Source organism: Nostocoides australiense Ben110, from assembly GCF_001050535.1.
Lineage (GTDB): Bacteria > Actinomycetota > Actinomycetes > Actinomycetales > Dermatophilaceae > Nostocoides_A > Nostocoides_A australiense.
On the sequence record NZ_HG764815.1, the window covers coordinates 3,273,217 to 3,289,129 of the forward strand.

At 71.8% G+C, this 15,913-nt stretch carries 18 protein-coding genes; 2 read left to right on the plus strand and 16 right to left on the minus strand.

Annotated features, from left to right (window positions below):
* The 4 genes from BN11_RS22955 to BN11_RS15880 form a co-directional block, all read right to left on the minus strand.
* The coding region (locus tag BN11_RS22955; RefSeq protein WP_048699312.1) for a hypothetical protein at positions 1-1,131 on the minus strand (1,131 nt) is incomplete at its 3' end.
* Complete coding sequence (locus BN11_RS15870) at positions 1,128-1,313, minus strand: hypothetical protein (RefSeq protein WP_048699314.1); 186 nt, start codon at positions 1,311-1,313, stop codon at positions 1,128-1,130. The genes BN11_RS15870 and BN11_RS22955, both read right to left, overlap by 4 nt.
* Positions 1,314-1,418: 105 nt before the next feature.
* Entirely contained in the window at positions 1,419-2,672 is a 1,254-nt protein-coding gene (locus BN11_RS15875; protein ID WP_048699316.1) for a vWA domain-containing protein, read from the minus strand.
* Positions 2,669-3,772, minus strand: a complete 1,104-nt coding sequence (locus tag BN11_RS15880) for an AAA family ATPase (protein ID WP_048699319.1) — start codon at positions 3,770-3,772, stop codon at positions 2,669-2,671. Before BN11_RS15880 ends, BN11_RS15875 begins: the two co-directional genes overlap by 4 nt.
* A 253-nt stretch (positions 3,773-4,025) precedes the next feature.
* Here BN11_RS15880 and BN11_RS24060 point away from each other — a divergent pair, with 253 nt between their 5' ends.
* A complete protein-coding gene (locus tag BN11_RS24060) occupies positions 4,026-4,388 on the plus strand; it encodes a DUF3846 domain-containing protein (RefSeq protein ID WP_048699320.1) in 363 nt (120 codons plus the stop codon).
* A 180-nt stretch (positions 4,389-4,568) separates the two neighbouring features.
* On the opposite strand, the gene BN11_RS15890 is transcribed toward BN11_RS24060, so the two are convergent.
* The 9 genes from BN11_RS15890 to BN11_RS15925 all read right to left on the minus strand — a co-directional run bounded on the left by BN11_RS15890 (position 4,569) and on the right by BN11_RS15925 (position 12,118).
* Positions 4,569-5,408: a DUF5131 family protein gene (locus BN11_RS15890; protein WP_053084143.1), complete on the minus strand. Its 840-nt coding sequence runs from the start codon at positions 5,406-5,408 to the stop codon at positions 4,569-4,571.
* On the minus strand, positions 5,401-6,069 hold the full coding sequence (locus tag BN11_RS24795) for a DUF4031 domain-containing protein (protein ID WP_201329282.1): 669 nt from the start codon (positions 6,067-6,069) through the stop codon (positions 5,401-5,403). Before BN11_RS24795 ends, BN11_RS15890 begins: the two co-directional genes overlap by 8 nt.
* Positions 6,070-6,084: 15 nt before the next feature.
* The gene (locus BN11_RS15900) at positions 6,085-6,297 is read right to left on the minus strand and encodes a hypothetical protein (protein ID WP_048699323.1); all 213 of its coding nucleotides are present in this window, start codon (positions 6,295-6,297) and stop codon (positions 6,085-6,087) included.
* On the minus strand, positions 6,294-6,629 hold the full coding sequence (locus tag BN11_RS15905) for a WhiB family transcriptional regulator (protein ID WP_048699324.1): 336 nt from the start codon (positions 6,627-6,629) through the stop codon (positions 6,294-6,296). The genes BN11_RS15900 and BN11_RS15905 overlap by 4 nt, the downstream gene beginning before the upstream one ends.
* A 15-nt stretch (positions 6,630-6,644) precedes the next feature.
* Complete coding sequence (locus tag BN11_RS15910; RefSeq protein WP_053084144.1) at positions 6,645-9,554, minus strand: DEAD/DEAH box helicase; 2,910 nt, start codon at positions 9,552-9,554, stop codon at positions 6,645-6,647.
* The gene (locus BN11_RS15915) at positions 9,551-9,985 is read right to left on the minus strand and encodes a hypothetical protein (protein ID WP_048699326.1); all 435 of its coding nucleotides are present in this window, start codon (positions 9,983-9,985) and stop codon (positions 9,551-9,553) included. The genes BN11_RS15910 and BN11_RS15915 overlap by 4 nt, the downstream gene beginning before the upstream one ends.
* Before the next feature lie 5 nt (positions 9,986-9,990).
* The gene (locus tag BN11_RS22960) at positions 9,991-10,212 is read right to left on the minus strand and encodes a hypothetical protein (RefSeq protein WP_157044216.1); all 222 of its coding nucleotides are present in this window, start codon (positions 10,210-10,212) and stop codon (positions 9,991-9,993) included.
* Positions 10,209-11,057: a hypothetical protein gene (locus BN11_RS15920; RefSeq protein WP_048699327.1), complete on the minus strand. Its 849-nt coding sequence runs from the start codon at positions 11,055-11,057 to the stop codon at positions 10,209-10,211. Before BN11_RS15920 ends, BN11_RS22960 begins: the two co-directional genes overlap by 4 nt.
* Positions 11,058-11,323: 266 nt before the next feature.
* Positions 11,324-12,118, minus strand: a complete 795-nt coding sequence (locus tag BN11_RS15925) for a hypothetical protein (RefSeq protein WP_048699331.1) — start codon at positions 12,116-12,118, stop codon at positions 11,324-11,326.
* Positions 12,119-12,270: 152 nt separating this feature from the next.
* Here BN11_RS15925 and BN11_RS15930 point away from each other — a divergent pair, with 152 nt between their 5' ends.
* Positions 12,271-12,975, plus strand: a complete 705-nt coding sequence (locus BN11_RS15930) for a hypothetical protein (protein WP_048699333.1) — start codon at positions 12,271-12,273, stop codon at positions 12,973-12,975.
* Between the two features lie 11 nt (positions 12,976-12,986).
* Here BN11_RS15930 and BN11_RS15935 read toward each other — a convergent pair whose 3' ends face one another.
* The 3 genes from BN11_RS15935 to BN11_RS15945 are packed head-to-tail and all read right to left on the minus strand — an operon-like array spanning position 12,987 to position 15,822.
* Positions 12,987-13,301 carry a hypothetical protein gene (locus tag BN11_RS15935; RefSeq protein ID WP_048699336.1) on the minus strand — a complete coding sequence of 105 codons (315 nt, stop codon included), beginning with the start codon at positions 13,299-13,301 and terminating at the stop codon, positions 12,987-12,989.
* Positions 13,298-13,621, minus strand: coding sequence for a hypothetical protein (locus BN11_RS15940; RefSeq protein WP_048699337.1), 324 nt, complete (start codon positions 13,619-13,621; stop codon positions 13,298-13,300). Before BN11_RS15940 ends, BN11_RS15935 begins: the two co-directional genes overlap by 4 nt.
* A complete protein-coding gene (locus BN11_RS15945) occupies positions 13,618-15,822 on the minus strand; it encodes a hypothetical protein (protein ID WP_048699339.1) in 2,205 nt (734 codons plus the stop codon). The genes BN11_RS15940 and BN11_RS15945 overlap by 4 nt, the downstream gene beginning before the upstream one ends.
* Between the last annotated feature and the right edge of the window lie 91 nt (positions 15,823-15,913).

Consider the following 15,913-nt stretch of genomic DNA (forward strand, 5'->3'; position numbering starts at 1 on the left):
GAGGGGCACCGGGCGGCGGGTGGCGGTCGGGGTGCGCCCGGTGGTCAGCCATGAGCGGCGGGCGCTGTAGAGGGCGCGGTAGGTCTTGCGTCCGGCGCGCTGTCGGTGCGGGTTCGGTGGGGCGGTGGTCAGGGTCACCGGGTCGCCGTCGCCGGGTGCGGCTCCGGTGGTGCCGGACAGGGTGAGGATCAGGTGACCGGCGCGCACGGTCGCGGTGGACACCGAGGCACTGAACGGGGCGGCGCTGGTGGCGGGTCCACCGACCCAGCCGGTGATCGCGTTGCCGGGACGAAGCCGGGAGTCGAGCCGGGTGCAGGTGACCTCGACGCGCTTGAGCTTGTCGCTGAGCGGCTTGGCGGTCCCGGTGACCACGTGGCCGGTGTGGACGGCGCGGCGGCGGTAGATGGAGTCGGTCAGCAGCGCGGCGGCGTACAGGTCGGCGGCGTCGCAGCGGGACCGCAGCCCCAGGGCGGCACGACTGGTGCTGTCCGGGCGTCGCCAGTCCAGCCCGTCGCTGTGCTCGCTCTGGGCGGGGCCGTAGGACCACACGTCGTCCTCGGCCAGCACGTCCAGCCACGGCAGCGGCGGGCCAGCGGTGAGCAGGGTGTGCAGGTCGAGCAGGCCGGTCACCGAGTCGTCGCGGATGCCGAGCCATGCGCGCCACGGGCCGGGGTGGTTCTCGGCGGCGGGGACGGTGCCGAGGGTCCAGCGGGTGCGGGCGGCGCTGAGGGTGTCCACGACGGCACGACCGGCCGGGTAGTCGGCGCGGTCGCGCCACCATGCGATGTGGGCTGCCACGGTGTCGTGGTCGCTGTCGGGGGCGGCGCTCAGGGCCAGCCGGTGCAGGGTGGCCAAGGTGGTCGGGTCGTCGGTGATCAGGGTGGCCGGTGACGGTGCGGCGAGGGTGACCCCGAGCGTGCCGAGCAGGTCCAGCGCGGCGGGGCCGGTCGCGGTCGCCGGGCGGTGGCCGGGAGCGGTTGCGGTGACCATGATGCGATCCCCTCGACGGCGGGCACGGACGGCGACCGGGTGCAGGACGCGGGCCACGGGCGCGTGCTGCAGGCGGGGCACGGGGTGCCCGCTGTGGGAGGCGCGAAGGCGCTGGCCCAGGTCGAACCACTCGGCGGTCATGGCTGGCTCACCGGCCCGATCTGTGGGTCGGCGGCGTTCCAGCCGTCCCGGACGGCGGCGGCTGCCGGTGCCGAGGCGGGCAGCGCTCCGGTGGCGACGACGAGCAGGTCATCGACGCTCAGGTCCGTTCCGACGAGCAGCCTTTCGGCGTGCTCGCGCAATGCGGGGTCGAGGGTGGTCATGGCGTGAATGTCCTTCTCGCTCAACGATGGTCAGTCGTCGTCTTGGTTGGTGAGGTCCACTGTAGGCGGGAGCACCGACAACGGGTCGGTGCTCCCGCGTTCGGCTCATGCGGCCGGTGGGATGTGGACCGTGGTGGCCCACTCGGGGGTGCCGTGCGGGGCGCGGTGGCTGATCACTGCGCAGACCAGCCGGGCACGGGTGGGGGTGTCCGGCCACGGGGTGTCCCCGTCGGTCAGGACGATCACCACGTGCGGGGCCGGGGTGGCAGCTTCGGCGGCGGCGATACCGATGCGCATGTCGGTGCCCCCTCCCCCGGTCAGCCGCACCGACGTGGCCGAGCGGACCCGCTGGGCGGTGGTCGCGGCGGCGTCGCAGGACAGCAGTCGCACGTGCTCGCGGGCGACCCCGGAGGATCGCAGCACCCCGTGAACCTCGCCCATTGCCGCGTCGAGGTCGGCTTGGCTCATCGACCCGGAGGTGTCCACCACGACCGAGACGATCACCGAGGGGGCGCGCATCGCGGGCTTGAGGATGCCGGGCAGGCGGCGACGGGAGGGGCGGCTGTAGGTGTAGTCCACCCGGCCCGCCCGCTCGGCCACGGCACGGCGCACGGCGGCGCGCAGCACCCGGGCCCAGGGCACGGTCGGCGGGGCGAGCACCGACGCGGCCCAGCGGGTCAGGCCACCGGGCATGGAGCCTCGGCCCTTGGCGTGCTCGACGGCCTGCACGTCGTGGGCGACCCGCCGACGCACGAAGTCACCCTCGGCCGGGGTGACCGGCTCGGCGCTTCCATCGGGCAGGCTGACCCCGGAGGGCAGTTCGCCGGGCACCGGGGGGCACCCGGACCCCGACCCGCACCCGGCTGAGTCGTCGTCGGGCAGGCTCGACCCGTCCGCTCCCTCAGGTGGGACCAGCGCGGCGTAGTAGGTCTCGGCGAGGTCGCCGTCAGGGCAGCCCAACGCGGCCGGGGTCACGCACCCCTCAGGAAGCGGGACACCGGCGGCGATCAGGTCGTCGTTGATTTCGGCGTCCCCGGCCAGACTCCACGCGAGCTGATGCCGTGGGGTGGGCAGGTTCGCGGCGCGGGCAGCGTGGTCGCGCAGCAGGTGACCGACCTCATGCAGCAGCACGGCGGCGACGGTGGCTGAGTCCCAGCGGCCCTCACCGACCAGCAGGTCGGGGTCCATGTAGAGACGCCATGACCCATCGACGGCGAAGGTGCCCAAGCCGGGAGAGGCGACCGGGGCGGCGGCGAACAGCGCGTGCATGAAGTAGGGCGCGCGCTCGGCCGCGACGAGCCGACCGAGCCGGAACGCCTCCCACTCATCGTCGGTCAGCGACCGGCTCGCCACGCTCATGCCGCACCTGCCGTGCTCAGGCCAGCGGCAGCCAGCACCGGGGCGAACCGTTCGCGCACGGCAGCCGGGACACGGGCCGAGGCGGGGCGGCATGCGGCCAGTGGCCGGGCAGCAGCAGCAGACACGTCGGGTGCTCCGGCCTCGGCAGCGGCCAGCAGCGGCCCCCACGCCTTGCGCCAGGCCTCCACGGTCCCGGCGCTGGCTGCCCACCCGACGACCGAGGACAGCACCGCCCACACCCGGTCGGGGCGGTCGGTCCAGTCCACCAGCGCGGGGTCCTCGACCACGGCGGCGGGGTCGGGCAGGTCGGCCTGCTCGCACCATGTGAGGAACTCGACCCCGACCCCTTCACCGACCAGCCCGAAGGTGATGCCCTGCCGGGCGGCGGCGTCGTCGTCGCGCACGTTCGCCAGCGCCCCGGCCAGCATCGCCCACGTGCGCCGGGAGGGCCACGGCTTGCCGGTGGCCTCGGCGGTGCGCGGGAAGGCGTGCAGGTGCTCGGGCTTGTGCCGGATGAACCCGGTGACCATTGCCTTGACGGCCTCGATCCGGGTCGGGTCAGCGGTGATCGCCCGTGAGGCCGGGGGCGCGGCCCAGCCGACCGTCATCCCGTCCAGCCACTCATCGACCGAGGGACGGAACTCGACGTGGCAGAAGCGGTTGGCCAGCGGCGGCGAAATCTCCCAGCCGTCAGCGGCCCGGTCCGGAGGATTGGCCCCGGCCACGACCCGCACCCCCACCGGCAGGGTCAGGTCACCGACCGTGCGGTCCAGCGCCAGCGCCAGCATCGCGGCCTGCACGGCCGGAGGGCAGGTGGTCAACTCATCGAGGAACAGGTAGCCCGCTCCCTCGGCCGAGAGCCGACGAGCGAACGCGGGCGGGGACAGGATCACCCCGTCGTCGGTCACCAGCGGAAGGCCTGCAACGTCAGCCGGTTCGCGGATCGAACCGAGCACCGTCTCGCACGGCACCCCCTCGGCGGTGGCGATACCGCGCACGAGGCTGGACTTGCCCATGCCCGGATCGGAGAGCAGCAGGACCGGCACGGCGGCACGGCCGCAGGCGTCGATCACGGTGACAGTGGTGGCGAGGTCGCTCATTGCAGAGACACCCCTTTCGGGTCGTCCGGATGGTCAGTCCGGTGTTGGTGGTTGGTGCTTCCCACCCTGCCACCGACCACCGACAACCGTTGCCCCGCAACGGTGTTCACCACCCCGGGACCGGCACCCCATGCCGCCGGTCCCGGGGGCTTCGCCCTGGGCGTTGTCGGTGGTCGGTGGCAGGGTGGGAAGCACCAACCAACCGCGAGCGGCTGACCACCGCTTCGCACCGAGACCCCGAGGAGGGGACGAGATGAGCAACCTGTTCCGGGCCGTGACGATCGACGTCGACGGCAACGCCGAGGCTGTCCAGTGGGACACCACCACCGGCACGCTCACGCACCTGCAGCAGGCCGTGGGTGGCCTGGTGGATCTGGTCGCGCTGCACGAGCACGTGACCATGTGGGTCAACGACGAGGGCATCGTCAAGGGGATGCCGATGAACATCGTGGCGACCTCGATCGCGCGCGGGTTCGGCTTCACCCATCAGCCCTACTTCGGGACGGCCGTCTTCACCGGCGGCGGGGACGAGGAGGGCGAGACCCTCGGGCTGAGCGAACAGCACGTCGAGGCGCTGATGAACCTCGCCCGACTGGCTCAGCTGCAACTGGCCTGAGACACACGAGAGGGCCGGACGATTCGTCGTCCGGCCCTCTCCCCCCACTCCAGCCACGCCCAGCGGGGCACCCCATGCCGGCTGTTACGGCTGCTGCTCGTTGTCCTCTGGTGGCGTCTCGTCGCCGGCGATGGCGTGGGGTGAGCGCTTCCTTGTCGGTGGCGGGCGGCGAGGTCGAGACTAGGCCGCGGGGCCGGGCATCTGCTGTGGCAGCGGGGCCGGCCAACGGGTCGGGTCCTCGCCCTTGCCGGGGATCCCCCACTCGCGGGCCAGGACGGAGCCGGTCTGCTTCATGAAGAACGCGACGCCGGCGGCGCGGCACTCCTGCGCCAGGTCCAGTGCCCACTGGGGGTCCATGCGGCGTGCTCCGGGACCGGACTCGCCGCCGACGATCACCCAGTGCAGCTGCGGGGTAAGCAGCGTCCACGAGGAGAGGGTGACCGGTGCCAGGAGGGGCTCCATCGACAGGAACCGAATCCGGGCGGGGGTGGCCAGCAGGATCGGGATCCGGATGTCGGCCCACTTCTGGGTCTCGACGGAGACGCCCATCCATGCGTTGGGCAGCGGCCACGACAGGGCGGTGGCGTGCTCGGCCGGCATCGGCAGCGAACGGTTGTGGGTCAGGGACAGCATGTGGTGCCAGACCTGCCACCTGAAGGCGGGTGAGGTGAGAAGGGAGCGCATCCTGGCCGGTCGCTTGGTCAGGATCTGGAAGGTGTGGGTGGGAGCCAGCGCCATGACCGCGAAGACCTGGGCGATCATCCCGTCGGGGATCTGGGCGTGGAACAGGTCGCTCATCGAGTTGACGAAGATCATCCGGGGCCGGCGCCAGCGCAGCGGCTGGTCCAGGCGCTCGGGGCGCAGGGTGACCTCGAAGCCGCGGGGGTAGGCGGGGGTGCCGGCGAAGCGGTGTGCCACCGAGCGGGCGTAGCAGTGGTCGCAGCCTTCGGAGACCTCGGTGCAGCCGGTGACGGGGTTCCAGGTGGCCTCGGTCCAGGAGATGGCGGTGCGGTCACCCATGGTTCGTCCCGGCGCTCTCGTTGACCAGGGCCAGCCAGACGTCGGCGTGGCAGGCCAGGTAGGGGGCGCACCAGCAGGCCAGGTTGCGTCCTCGCAGCGCCGCAACGGCCTCCTCGACGAGGGCGGGGTTGCGGCGCAGGTAGGCGGTGAAGTGTTCGACGGCGGCGTGGTTGGCTTCGGGGGTGCGAGCCGCGGGCCGGAACGGGTTGGCCCAGCGGGTGGGGGCGGCCACCGACACGGTGTTGGGCGGCAGGGTGAACCCGGCCGACCGGGACAGCCTCACCCGGGTCGGGCGCCCGGGAGCAGGCCGGTGGGTGGGCAGGGCCAGGGCGGCCTCGAAGGCGCGCGGGTTCTCTCGCAGCAGCTGGAGGTCGAAGGTGACGCCGGCGCGCTTGGCTCGGGTCAGGTGACCTCCCTCGCCGTAGGTGATCTGCACGGCACCGAGCTCGAGAGCGCGCAGCCGCTTACCGGCGGTGATGTCGAAGTGCTCGAGGGGGCTGCCGGGCTTCTGGAGCCAGGACCGGTTCAGGCCGAGGGCGGCGGCAAAGTCGAGGAGCTCGGAGCTGGTGTCGGCCATGAGGTGAGACCAGCGGCCGCGGACGGTGTGGTCGCCGTTGCGGACGGCGGCGTCTTTCAGCATGTCGTCGACGTAGACGGTCATCAGGTCTTCTCTCGGTCAGGCGGCGCGCGGGAGGCTGACTGGTGCTGCGGCGGTGCGCTGGGCAGCCCGGTTGTCCGAGGCGGTGGCCAGCGCGCGCAGGTGGGTGGCGTGGTCGGGATGTCCTTGCAGGTCCAGCACGATCGCCGAGGAGCGGCAGGCGATGGCGAACCGGAGCAGGTGCCAGGCGGTATGCCCGCGCAAGGGTGGTGCTGCGCCCGGGGCGGTCATGAGGCGCGCACCAGCAGGATCGGGTCGTCGTCGACGACACGGGCGCGCATGGCGAGGACCAGGTCGTCGAGCTGGTCGGGGATCGAGGGCGGGGCGGGCAGCTCGCTCTGGGATCGGATCTCGGCACGGTCGTCCTCGGTGGTTCCTCCCCAGACGCCGTAGACGTCGTGAGCCAGGGCCCAGTCGCGGCACTCGTCGACGAAGGGGCAGGCCGAGCACAGGGCCAGGGCCGGGCTCGGGTCGGCGCCGATGGTGCCGGAGAAGGCGGAGGCCGCGGCCGGGGTGGGGTTGTGGCAGGCCTGGGTTCCGTCGAAGTGCGGGTAGTCGTACATGGTTCTCCTTAGGTGTCAGGCCGACCGGGTCAGGTCGGCGGTGATCTCGGACAGCGGGGGCATGGGGGCTCGGTGTCGGCGCGGGGGTGGGGTGATGTCGTCGAGCTGGGCGTGCAGCTCGGCGATGCGTTGGGCGTTGCCGGCGGTGACCTGGTCGGTCTTCAGCTGCAGGGTGTTGCCAAGTCCGGCCTCGCGCGCGATCCAGCTCTTGGGCCAGCCGCGGGCGACCAGGTCGTTGATCAGCTGCCAGGTGGGGGCGGCGGGCACGAGGGTGCCGGGCGCGTGGGACTGGCGGACGTCGTTCATGGTGATGGCCAGGACGATGCGTTCGGTGTCTGGCTGGATCCGGGTCCGCTGGCCTTCGAGGATGTCGACGATGGTCTTGACGTTCAGGTCGGCGGCGCGGGCCAGTCCCTTCTGGCTGGCGCCTTGGCCGGTCAGGATCCGCAGGTGGCCGCGGGCTCGGGCTGCGCTGATCAGGTCGGTGGACGGGCCGCCGGCGCGGGCCCGCTGGTCGCGACTGGCCTGGGCGACCCGGTTGGCGTCGGTGCAGGGTTGGCAGCGGCAGCCCTTGACGTAGCCGGTGCGGGTGCCATGTCGGGCGTCGCCGATGTCGATGCTGATCCGTGGGGTGGGCTGGATCTCCCAGAGCCAGCCGGGGACCGCTTCCAGGGCGGCGGCCCGAGCCGGGTCGAGGTTGTCGTAACGGTGGTCGTGGCGTTGCCTTCGGCACCACACGTACAGCGGGTACTCGATGCCCTCGAAGGGCTCGGTGTGGTTCTCCGGCATCCGGCAGCGGCCTTCGCGGGCGGCGTACTGGTGCAGCACCTCCAGGCCGATCTGCCACTGGGTCTGACGGGTCTCCCAGCGCAGGGTGCCCGGGGAGCCGGGGCTGGGAGTGGTGACCTCGAGCTCGTCCAGGAGCGCCTGGCTCAGGGTGCCCAGGACCTTGGCGCGGCGGATCTGGTTGAGCCAGCGGCCGATGGGCAGGTCGTCGTCGACGTAGTCGGCTGGTGGGTTGGCCTCTCCCTTCCAGGCGACGTACTCGGCGAGCAGGTCCAGGCAGGCGGCGTCGACGTCGGAGAGAGCGTGGTAGGTCCAGCCGGGCAGTTCCTTGAGGTAGTTGCGGCGGGCGGTGTCCAGGTCGCCCCGGCGGGCCAGGACGCGCTGGTGGGCGCACCAGCGGCCGATGGTGGTGGCGCGGTTGCGGCCGGAGACGGTCTGCAGCGGGCGGGTCATCGTCTCGGGGTTCTCGACGTCGAGACGGCCCCCGGGGGCGATGGTGGCGTAGACCTCTCCCCACTGCTCGACCCAGGCGCGCATCTCCGCGTCCCAGGTCCAGCCGGGCAGGGAGCGCAGTGCGGCGGCCCGGTCGGGCAGCAGCATCCCTCGGCGGTAGGCCTTGCGCTGGTACTCGCACCAGGTGGTCAGTCGCTTGTTCTTGGCCGGTGGGTTGGCGGTGCCGTGCTCGATCGCGAAGGCCTCGAGCTCGGCGAAGCGCTCGTCCCAGGCGTTGGAGGTGTTCTGGACCAGGCGGGCGATCAGGGCGGGCAGGTCGGTGGCCGAGGGCAGGTCGAAGGTGACGAGACTGGTGTCACGGGAGCCGTCCTCGCGGCCGCGGCGGGACGGGGGGCGGGTGTAGCTGTCGAGCTCGGCGGACAGGCGGGCGTCGAGGGTGCGCAGGCCGCGCAGGATCCTCCAGACGGCTGAGAACGAGCTGGTGGACAAGGTGGTGTCCTCGTCCAGGTCCGCGGAGTAGCAGACGGGGATCAGGACCTTGCCGGTCTTCTTGCCGGGAGCCAGGCGAAGGGCTCGGCCGACGGACTGGATGATCCCGACGTCGCTGGCCTTGGGGTCGGCGAAAAGGATGCCGTCGACGGCCGGGACGTCGACTCCTTCGGCGAGGCAGCGGGCGCTGGAGACCACGATGAGGGTGGACGGGTCGGGGTGCTCGAGGGCCGCCAGGGCGCGGGAGCGGTGCAGGGCCGGGTCGGCGCCGGCGACGGCGATCGCGCGGACCCGGCGCCCGTCGGGCAGGTCGGTTCCGTCGATGGCCTCGGCGAAGGCTCGCGCCTTGGCGACGCGGCCGTGGAAGGTGAGGACTCGCGAGAGGCCGGTGGGGGCGGCGGCTCTCAGTGCCGCGACCGGGTCGGGGGCGGTCTGGCCGGGGGTCTCGTAGATGAGGACCTCGTAGTCGCTGAGCAGCTTGCGCTCGATGGCCTCGGCGAAGTCGAGGCGGTAGACGACCGGGCCGAACAGGGTGGTGTCGGACATGGACAGCGGTGCCGACCAGTCGTCCCATCCGGGTTGCGGCGGGGCGGGGACGGCGTTGACCTGGGTGGCGGTCATGAACACGCGCGCGGCGGTGGGCAGCTCGGTGCCCAGGACGACCCGGAAGTCGGCGCGGGGGTGGCCGGCGAGGTTGTGCGCCTCGTCGGCGATCGTCAGGTCGAACTGGATGCCGGCGGCTCGGGCCGCCGCCGCGGCGACCGGGGCGGAGTGGTAGGTGGAGAAGACCACCAGTGGCCGGTCGGGGCGGCGTTCGGTCAGGACGTGGGCCGCGGCGTGCATGGAAGTCGTGACCTGAGCCCGGTGCCGGGCCCAGAAGGGAGTGGGGATGTCCTCGCCGTCGCTGGCGGCTCGTTCCTCGGCGCCGGCGGCAGTGGAGGGGTCAGAGCAGAGGATCAGCGCCTCGAAGAGCCAGCCGTTGGCCGAGCGCCACTCGGTCAGGGTCTGGGCGATCAGGGCCAGGGAGGGGACGACGACCAGCGTTGTCGCGCACCGGCGCTGCTCGGCCAGCCAGCGACCAACGAGCGTCTTGCCGGAGCCGCAAGCCATGAGCACGTTGACCCGGTCGGTGGTGTGCAGGTGTGCCTGGATGGCGGCGATCGCCTCCAGCTGGTGGGACCGGGGGGTGGGGGTCACTGCTCGCTCCGGGTGGTCAGGGCACGCCTGCCGGCGCGCAGGCGGTGGGTGGCCGAGGACAGGGCGGGGCCGGTGAGCAGGCGCAGGATCTCCGAGAGCAGGACCAAGGTGGCCGGGCCGGCCCAGAAGAAGAGCGGGGAGAAGGCCAGCGCCCCGATGCCGATGACCGCAACGACGAACCAGGTGAACTTGCCGGTGTAGGTCCCGGGCCGGCGGCGGGTGTAGCGGATCCACAGGGCCAGCGGGAGGCAGGCGGCCAGGGCGGCAGGTCCGGCGTTGAGGATGCTGTCGAGCAGGCCGAAGCGGGCGATGGTCGCGATCAGGGCGGGGACTGCGGCGACGGCGGGGAACCCGAAGATCAGGTACCCGGCCCAGACGTTGGCCTGCTGCCAGCGTCCTCGAGGAGGCCGGGGAGTCGCGGTGGTGGTCATCGGGGTCAGCTCCCAGGGTTTCGGGTGGAGTGGTCCAGGGCCGCGACGAACGCGGCTCGCTGGGTGGGCAGGGACTGGGTGGCTGCGTGCACGCCTCCCCCGCACGGGCAGTCCCACAGCCAGCAGCGCTCGGCGATCCGGTAGACGTGCATGTGGTGGGCGGTGCGGGTCCGGCGTGGCGATCGCGATGATGGAGTCCGGTGGGTGGCGGGAGTCTGGATGCTCATGCCGCCACCCACCGGTTGCTGGTGATCCGGCCGATCAGCTCGGTGCGGCCGGCGCGGGTCAGGGCTATCTCGATGCTGTTGCGGCAGGCGCCGACCCGGTGCTCCAGCTCGGCCCAGGTGGCGCCCTGGGTGGCGAGCTCGGCGATGTCGTCGACGTAGATGCGCTGCCAGGACTTGGCGGATCGGCGGGCGCGGACCGGGGCGGGCAGGTTGGGGTCGTCGATCGTGTCGTCGTCCCAGGCCAGTGGCGGCAGCCAGCCGGCCTTCTCGGCGCGCAGCCTGGTGCGGGTGATCGCGGTCTGGGCGTGGGGCCCGTCTGCCTTCGGTGAGCTGGTCCAGTGGGCGTCGTAGAAGTCGCGGATCTCGCGGGCCAGCTTCGCGGTGACGGTCTCGCGAGTGAGGCAGCGGTGCAGGGCTGAGGTGCCCGTTGCGTGCTGGATCTGGCTGAGGGACCACCCCAGGACCATCAGCGCCTGAAGTCGACGCTGGGTGCCGGCAGATGTGGTCAGCGCGGAGTCGGCCAGAGCATCCAGGGTGGGGCGAACCGCCAGGATCGCCGCGGCGACACGGGGGGTCACGCCGCGGCGGTAGCTGCTAGGACGGGTGACCTGTTCGACGGTCATCCGACCGATGTTGGCGAGCTGGGCGATCTGCCGGGAGCCAACTCCCTGTGTCGACAGCCAAGCGATGTGAGCGGCGACCTGCTCGAGCGGGACGAGCTCTTCGAGCTGACCGTATGCACGCAACCGAGCCCGGCGGCGGCCGTACTCGCGGGAGGCCTTGGTGCATGCCGCGCAACGGCAGCCGTGGTTGACGTAGGTGTCGAGGACGCCGTGGGGTGCCATCTCGGTGCCGCCTTCCAGCCGGGTGCTGATACCCGAAGGAAGGTGCGAGAGGGCAGAAGGCTGTGACGTGGCCGAGGACGACCCAGACATCCGCGGGGCCGAGGAGGCATTGCCGGTTACCACACCGGCGCAACTCAACTCGACCCACGCGGATGACGGACCAAGGGCGCAGGAACCACCCCACGGATCCTTGGTCCGGGGAGCCGGACATGTCCGGCCGGGCCCAGTGTAGATGGGACCGGGGACGGTGCCCGGCTGCTTGTGGGTCACGACCGGCTCCGGTGCTCGACGAACTCCGGGGCGGGGTCGCGCAGCTGCTGCTGCAGCCACGGCTGGCAGGAGGGCCACAGCAGTGCCAGGGCGGGCATGTTCAGTCCGCTGACGGCCTCCCACACCAGGTTGGCGTCCTCCTGGCCGTCAAAGGAGAGGACGAAGACGCCGCTGCGGGCGGGCAGATCGGCCGGCAGCGCGGCCGCGGCGTCGCAGCGGATCACCACCAGCGGCGCCTCGTCCCAGTGCTCGCGTGCCTGGTCGGGGGCGACCCAGGTCAGGCCGGGGAGCTGCGGCGGGGTGGAGTGGGTGAGGGCCACGCCGATGCTGGTGCCCGAGCGCAACTGAGGGCGGGTCCAGAACCAGGGCGCGTCGGCGTAGCCGGGCAGGCGGTGGGTGGCGGCGGTGATCAGGGCAGCCATGAGCCGTGCGGTCGGGCTGCTCGACCAGGTCGGGCTGTCCTTGCAGGCAGCCTGAGCGCTGTGCGCGGCCTTGATCACCTCGACCGGGTCGATGGTCTCGACCCGAGTGTGGGTGTAGGCACCGGTCGGGGCTCGGTCGACCAGCCGGTTGCGGCCGCGGTCGGAGAGCCACCGCACCGAGGCGGTGTTCTCGGCGCGCAGCATCCGGCCGGCCTCGGTGCTCGAGGCGACGATGACGTGGCGCTCCAGTGCGGACTGGGCGAAGGCCGCCGTCGTCGGGGATGCCAGCAGTCGCCAGTCTGCGGCGGCGGTGATGAGCAGGTCGATGTGGTCGTCGGTCAGGACGGGGGTCGGGCTGGTCGTTGCCATCAGGATCGCTCCCTCGAGTCGAGCTGGTCAGGCTCGTTGGTTGGTTGCCCCAACCTGACACGGCTTGCTGCGACCCGTCCACCCGCTGTGGGTCGCCATCATCTCTCAGGACCGGTTTACGGTTCGCAGCAAGCGACCAGAGGAGACCTGCGATGAACCGCCACGCACGCCGGCCCATCACCTTCACCGCCACCGCAACCCAGTGGGGACGGGTGGAGTTCGACGTCGAGCAGGTCGGTGCGTTCACGGTGGCGTTCGGGGCCAACGGGTATCCCCACGACTGCGACACCGAGCGGCTCGAGGTCGTCTACGGGCGATGGACCGACGACCAGCTCTTCGGTCGTGCCCGCGAACTGGACGGGGCACCGGTCATCAACGGGATCCGCCTGGTCGGCGGGTCGGTCTTCGACCCTGACCAGGCGCTGGCGCACCTGCGGGAGACCGAGAACGACTGGTGTGGCTGGTTGACCGTCTTCCGCCGTAACACCAGCTGGAGTGAGCAGGTCCCGTGGAAGACCAAGGAACGAGCGGCCTACATCGTGGCCCGCCTCGTCGAGGCCTTCCTCGAACGTGCCGACGTCGACGATCTCCTGGCCGCGCATCGGGCCCATCACGCGCCGGCGAGGATCGCACGTCACGAGGACAACCTGCGCCGGGTCGAGGCCGAGCTGACCGAGTGGCGGAGTCGGCGTGACCTCGAGCGGCAGCAGCCCCACCGCCAGCTCGCCTTCGCTCGCGCCGAGGAGCAGCGCCCGGACAGTGTCGGGTCGCCGCGGTGGAGGGACTACTCCACTGCGGCGACCCGGGACGGTGAGATGTTCCTGATCTCGACGGTCGGGACACGGCGGCCCGCGTGAGACTTGGCCGGTCAGCTGGCCAGCTTCTTCATCGGATGGCGGTGGATCCAGTGGGCCGGTTTCTCGGTCCCCTTCACCCACGCGGATCCGGCGGCGATCCCGGTGTATTCGTCGGCTTCAGCCCAGGCTCGGCACTCGGCCACGATCGGGCAGCCGGCACAGATCTTGACCAGCGGCTCAGCCGCCGCCCAGGCCTTGGACTGGGAGCCGGCGGCCGAGTGCAGCTGCTCCTGGCGGTTCCACATCTTGCCCTGACCGGCGCAAGCGGCCGCGACCAGCCGAACCGAGGCCGCCTGCGCCAGTGCTTCCTTGCGGCGGGCGCTCACGCCAGGTCCTCTCGACGGCGGGCGATCGCGCGGCGGGCCGAGCTGACTGCGGTGACCAAGGTGGCCACCAGGATCGCGGCGAGGATCGCCAGGCGGGGGACGTCCAGACCGGCGCCGGACGAGCCGGGGATCTGCACGAGGGGATCGGACTTGGCGGCGACCAAGACCTGGTGCTCGACCAGCCAGGTGGTGCCCTTGAGCCAGAATGCGCCAGCCGATGCCGCCACGATCCCGAGCAGGGCCAGGCCGACGTGGATCAGCAGCACCTCTTCCTCAGGGGTGTCGGCCAGGCCGTTGCCTCGGTAGGGGGTGTTGCTCATGCGTCCTCCTCGGGTCGGCGTACCTCGATGTAGTTGTCGTCGGGCAGGGAGATGGATCCGGATTCGTCGCCGTCACCGCGCCAGGAGACGGCGATCATGCCGGGGGCGGCGAGGTCTTCCTCCGGTGGTTCGTCGACCACGACCCACTCCCCTGCTCCGTCCTCGATCTGGATGAGGTCTCCGACGACCAGGTCGCGGGCGGCGCAGCTGACCGGGGGTGCGTAACCGACGTACTCGTCGAGGTCCCAGGTCAGGCCGCCGCCCTGCTCGGTCTCGGCTGCGTCCTGCTCGAGCGCGTCGACCAGCCGCAGGTGCGGGCGAGAGCAGGGACCGGGGTGGTCGCTGGTGCTGATCCCGAGCGAGGCCATCGTCGAGGAGAGCTCGCGGCCGTCGACGGCGTCCTCGCCAGCTGCGCCGGAGAGCGGGTCGAGGTCGGGGCGGTTCTCGGCCAGGTCCCACACGGCGCGGGCGTAGTCACGGAATGTCGGTGGGGTCGGCTCTCCACCGTCGAGGTCGACCTGCGCCTCGGGCGGCACGATGACCAGGCGGGGCCAGCGGGCTTCGGCGGGACGGATCGACTCGAGCAGCTGCCGCTCCTCGCTGTCCTCGTCGGCGTTGATGTCGGGGAAGCGGTAGCACTGCACCTCGACGGGCTTGCCGTCCTCGTGGGTGGCGGTGGCGCGACCGGTGCGGGCTCGAGGCAGGCTGACCCCGACGGCGGGGTTCTCCCACATCATCATCGCGCCCTGGGGGCTGAGCCGGCCCATGGAGATCCGGAAGCCGAAGTTGTCCCTCATCTCGCCGCCGAGGAACTCGGCGTCGGGGCGCTGGGTGGACAGCACCAGGTGGATCCGGGCGGTGCGCGCCTTGCGGGCCAGAGAGGCCACCTCGGCCAAGGTCGGGGGCTTGGTGGGGTCGCCCTTGACCTTGATCTGGGCGTACCACTCGAAGAGGTTGGAGCGGAACTCGGCGAACTCGTCGAGGAAGACCACCAGCGGCTCGAAGTCGTTGACGGTCGCCTTCCCCTCCTCGATTAGCTGGTAGCGGTACTCCATCAGCTCCCAGACTCGACGGATCAGCGCCACCTGCTGGGGGATGCTGCCGGCGACGATCTGCACGTTGGGCCACGTGCGGAAGTCCAGGAACTCCACCCGCTTGGCATCGAGCACCCAGGCCGGCCACCCGTACTGCGTGAACTGCCCCAGCAGCACGTGCGCGGTCGAGGTCTTGCCGGTGCCGGTGCCTCCGGTGAGCATCGCCTGGGGAACCCGGGCCGGGTACCAGAGGATCTCGCGGCCGTCCTCGTCGATGGCGCACGGGATCTTGACCTGGCGGTAGTTGCGCAGCAGGTCCTCGGTGTCCTCGGGTGCGCGAGGTGGGAGCCAGACGCTGGAGGGCAGCGTCGGGCGCACCTCGAAGCGGACCTCATCTCCTTCCAGGTCCCAGACCGCTCGCCATCGTCCGGGCATCATCGTCGAGATCACCCGCTCGATCCGGTTGCGGTACCCGGAGGCGGCCAGCTTCGCGCCGGCCTGGTGGGTGACCGTGAGGGAGCACAGCTCCTCCCCATCCAGCTCGACGTCGGTGACCTTCGCGGTCGGGCCGATCAGTTCGGTGATGGCCCGCTCGGCGCGCACCTGGGAGTAGGGCGGCTCCTTGCCCTCGGTCTGCTCCTTGGTCACCAAGGTGAGCCAGAGCGTGCATCGGCGGGGCTCGTGCCTGGCGACCTCGTAGCGGGCCAGCATTCGGGAGTCCAGGACTGCGAGGATCTCGCTCTTCCACATCGGGTCGCTGTCGGGCGCGCCCGGTGCGTAGTGGATCCGCACCTTCGCCGGCAGGCCGGGCCACCGGTTGGTCCACTTGGTCATCTTCACGATGCGACGGTCCAGGTGGCGCACACCTAGCAACGGGGCCAGCGCCTCGAGCACCTTGTCCTCGAGTTCGCGGCGCAACTTGGTGCGTTGGCCGGTCACCGCCAGGGCTGCTCCCCCTCCGAGGCCGAGCAGCAACGACGGCACCTCCAGCCCGGGATACCCGACCAGCGGGGCTGCTCCGAAACCGGCGACGCCCGCGGCGGCGAGCAGACCCGCATCTCGTAGGTGCGTGGTCGGCCGCGACGGGACCTTCGCGGCCGGGGCCGGCGGCGCAGCCGGAGGCCGCGGCGTGCCTGGGCGGCGCTGGAGTGTTCGAGCTGCCGGCATACCGGCCTCCTTCTGATCGGGATTCTTCGTCCTCGATCAGGAAGGTGCGCGCGACCAGTGGGCTGTGACGGCGGGGGGGGGGGGGGGGGGG

Bases quoted from the DNA above. Each gene is read 5' to 3' on its own strand.
- BN11_RS15900 (WP_048699323.1), bottom strand. From the start codon at position 6,297: ATGACCGCCCCGGGCGCAGCACCACCCTTGCGCGGGCATACCGCCTGG.
- BN11_RS24060 (WP_048699320.1), top strand. From the start codon at position 4,026: ATGAGCAACCTGTTCCGGGCCGTGACGATCGACGTCGACGGCAACGCC.
- BN11_RS15920 (WP_048699327.1), bottom strand. From the start codon at position 11,057: ATGGCACCCCACGGCGTCCTCGACACCTACGTCAACCACGGCTGCCGT.
- BN11_RS15945 (WP_048699339.1), bottom strand. From the start codon at position 15,822: ATGCCGGCAGCTCGAACACTCCAGCGCCGCCCAGGCACGCCGCGGCCT.
- BN11_RS15905 (WP_048699324.1), bottom strand. From the start codon at position 6,629: ATGTACGACTACCCGCACTTCGACGGAACCCAGGCCTGCCACAACCCC.
- BN11_RS15915 (WP_048699326.1), bottom strand. From the start codon at position 9,985: ATGACCACCACCGCGACTCCCCGGCCTCCTCGAGGACGCTGGCAGCAG.
- BN11_RS15875 (WP_048699316.1), bottom strand. From the start codon at position 2,672: ATGAGCGTGGCGAGCCGGTCGCTGACCGACGATGAGTGGGAGGCGTTC.
- BN11_RS15870 (WP_048699314.1), bottom strand. From the start codon at position 1,313: ATGACCACCCTCGACCCCGCATTGCGCGAGCACGCCGAAAGGCTGCTC.
- BN11_RS22960 (WP_157044216.1), bottom strand. From the start codon at position 10,212: ATGAGCATCCAGACTCCCGCCACCCACCGGACTCCATCATCGCGATCG.
- BN11_RS24795 (WP_201329282.1), bottom strand. From the start codon at position 6,069: ATGACCGTCTACGTCGACGACATGCTGAAAGACGCCGCCGTCCGCAAC.
- BN11_RS15930 (WP_048699333.1), top strand. From the start codon at position 12,271: ATGAACCGCCACGCACGCCGGCCCATCACCTTCACCGCCACCGCAACC.
- BN11_RS15880 (WP_048699319.1), bottom strand. From the start codon at position 3,772: ATGAGCGACCTCGCCACCACTGTCACCGTGATCGACGCCTGCGGCCGT.
- BN11_RS15925 (WP_048699331.1), bottom strand. From the start codon at position 12,118: ATGGCAACGACCAGCCCGACCCCCGTCCTGACCGACGACCACATCGAC.
- BN11_RS15890 (WP_053084143.1), bottom strand. From the start codon at position 5,408: ATGGGTGACCGCACCGCCATCTCCTGGACCGAGGCCACCTGGAACCCC.
- BN11_RS15940 (WP_048699337.1), bottom strand. From the start codon at position 13,621: ATGAGCAACACCCCCTACCGAGGCAACGGCCTGGCCGACACCCCTGAG.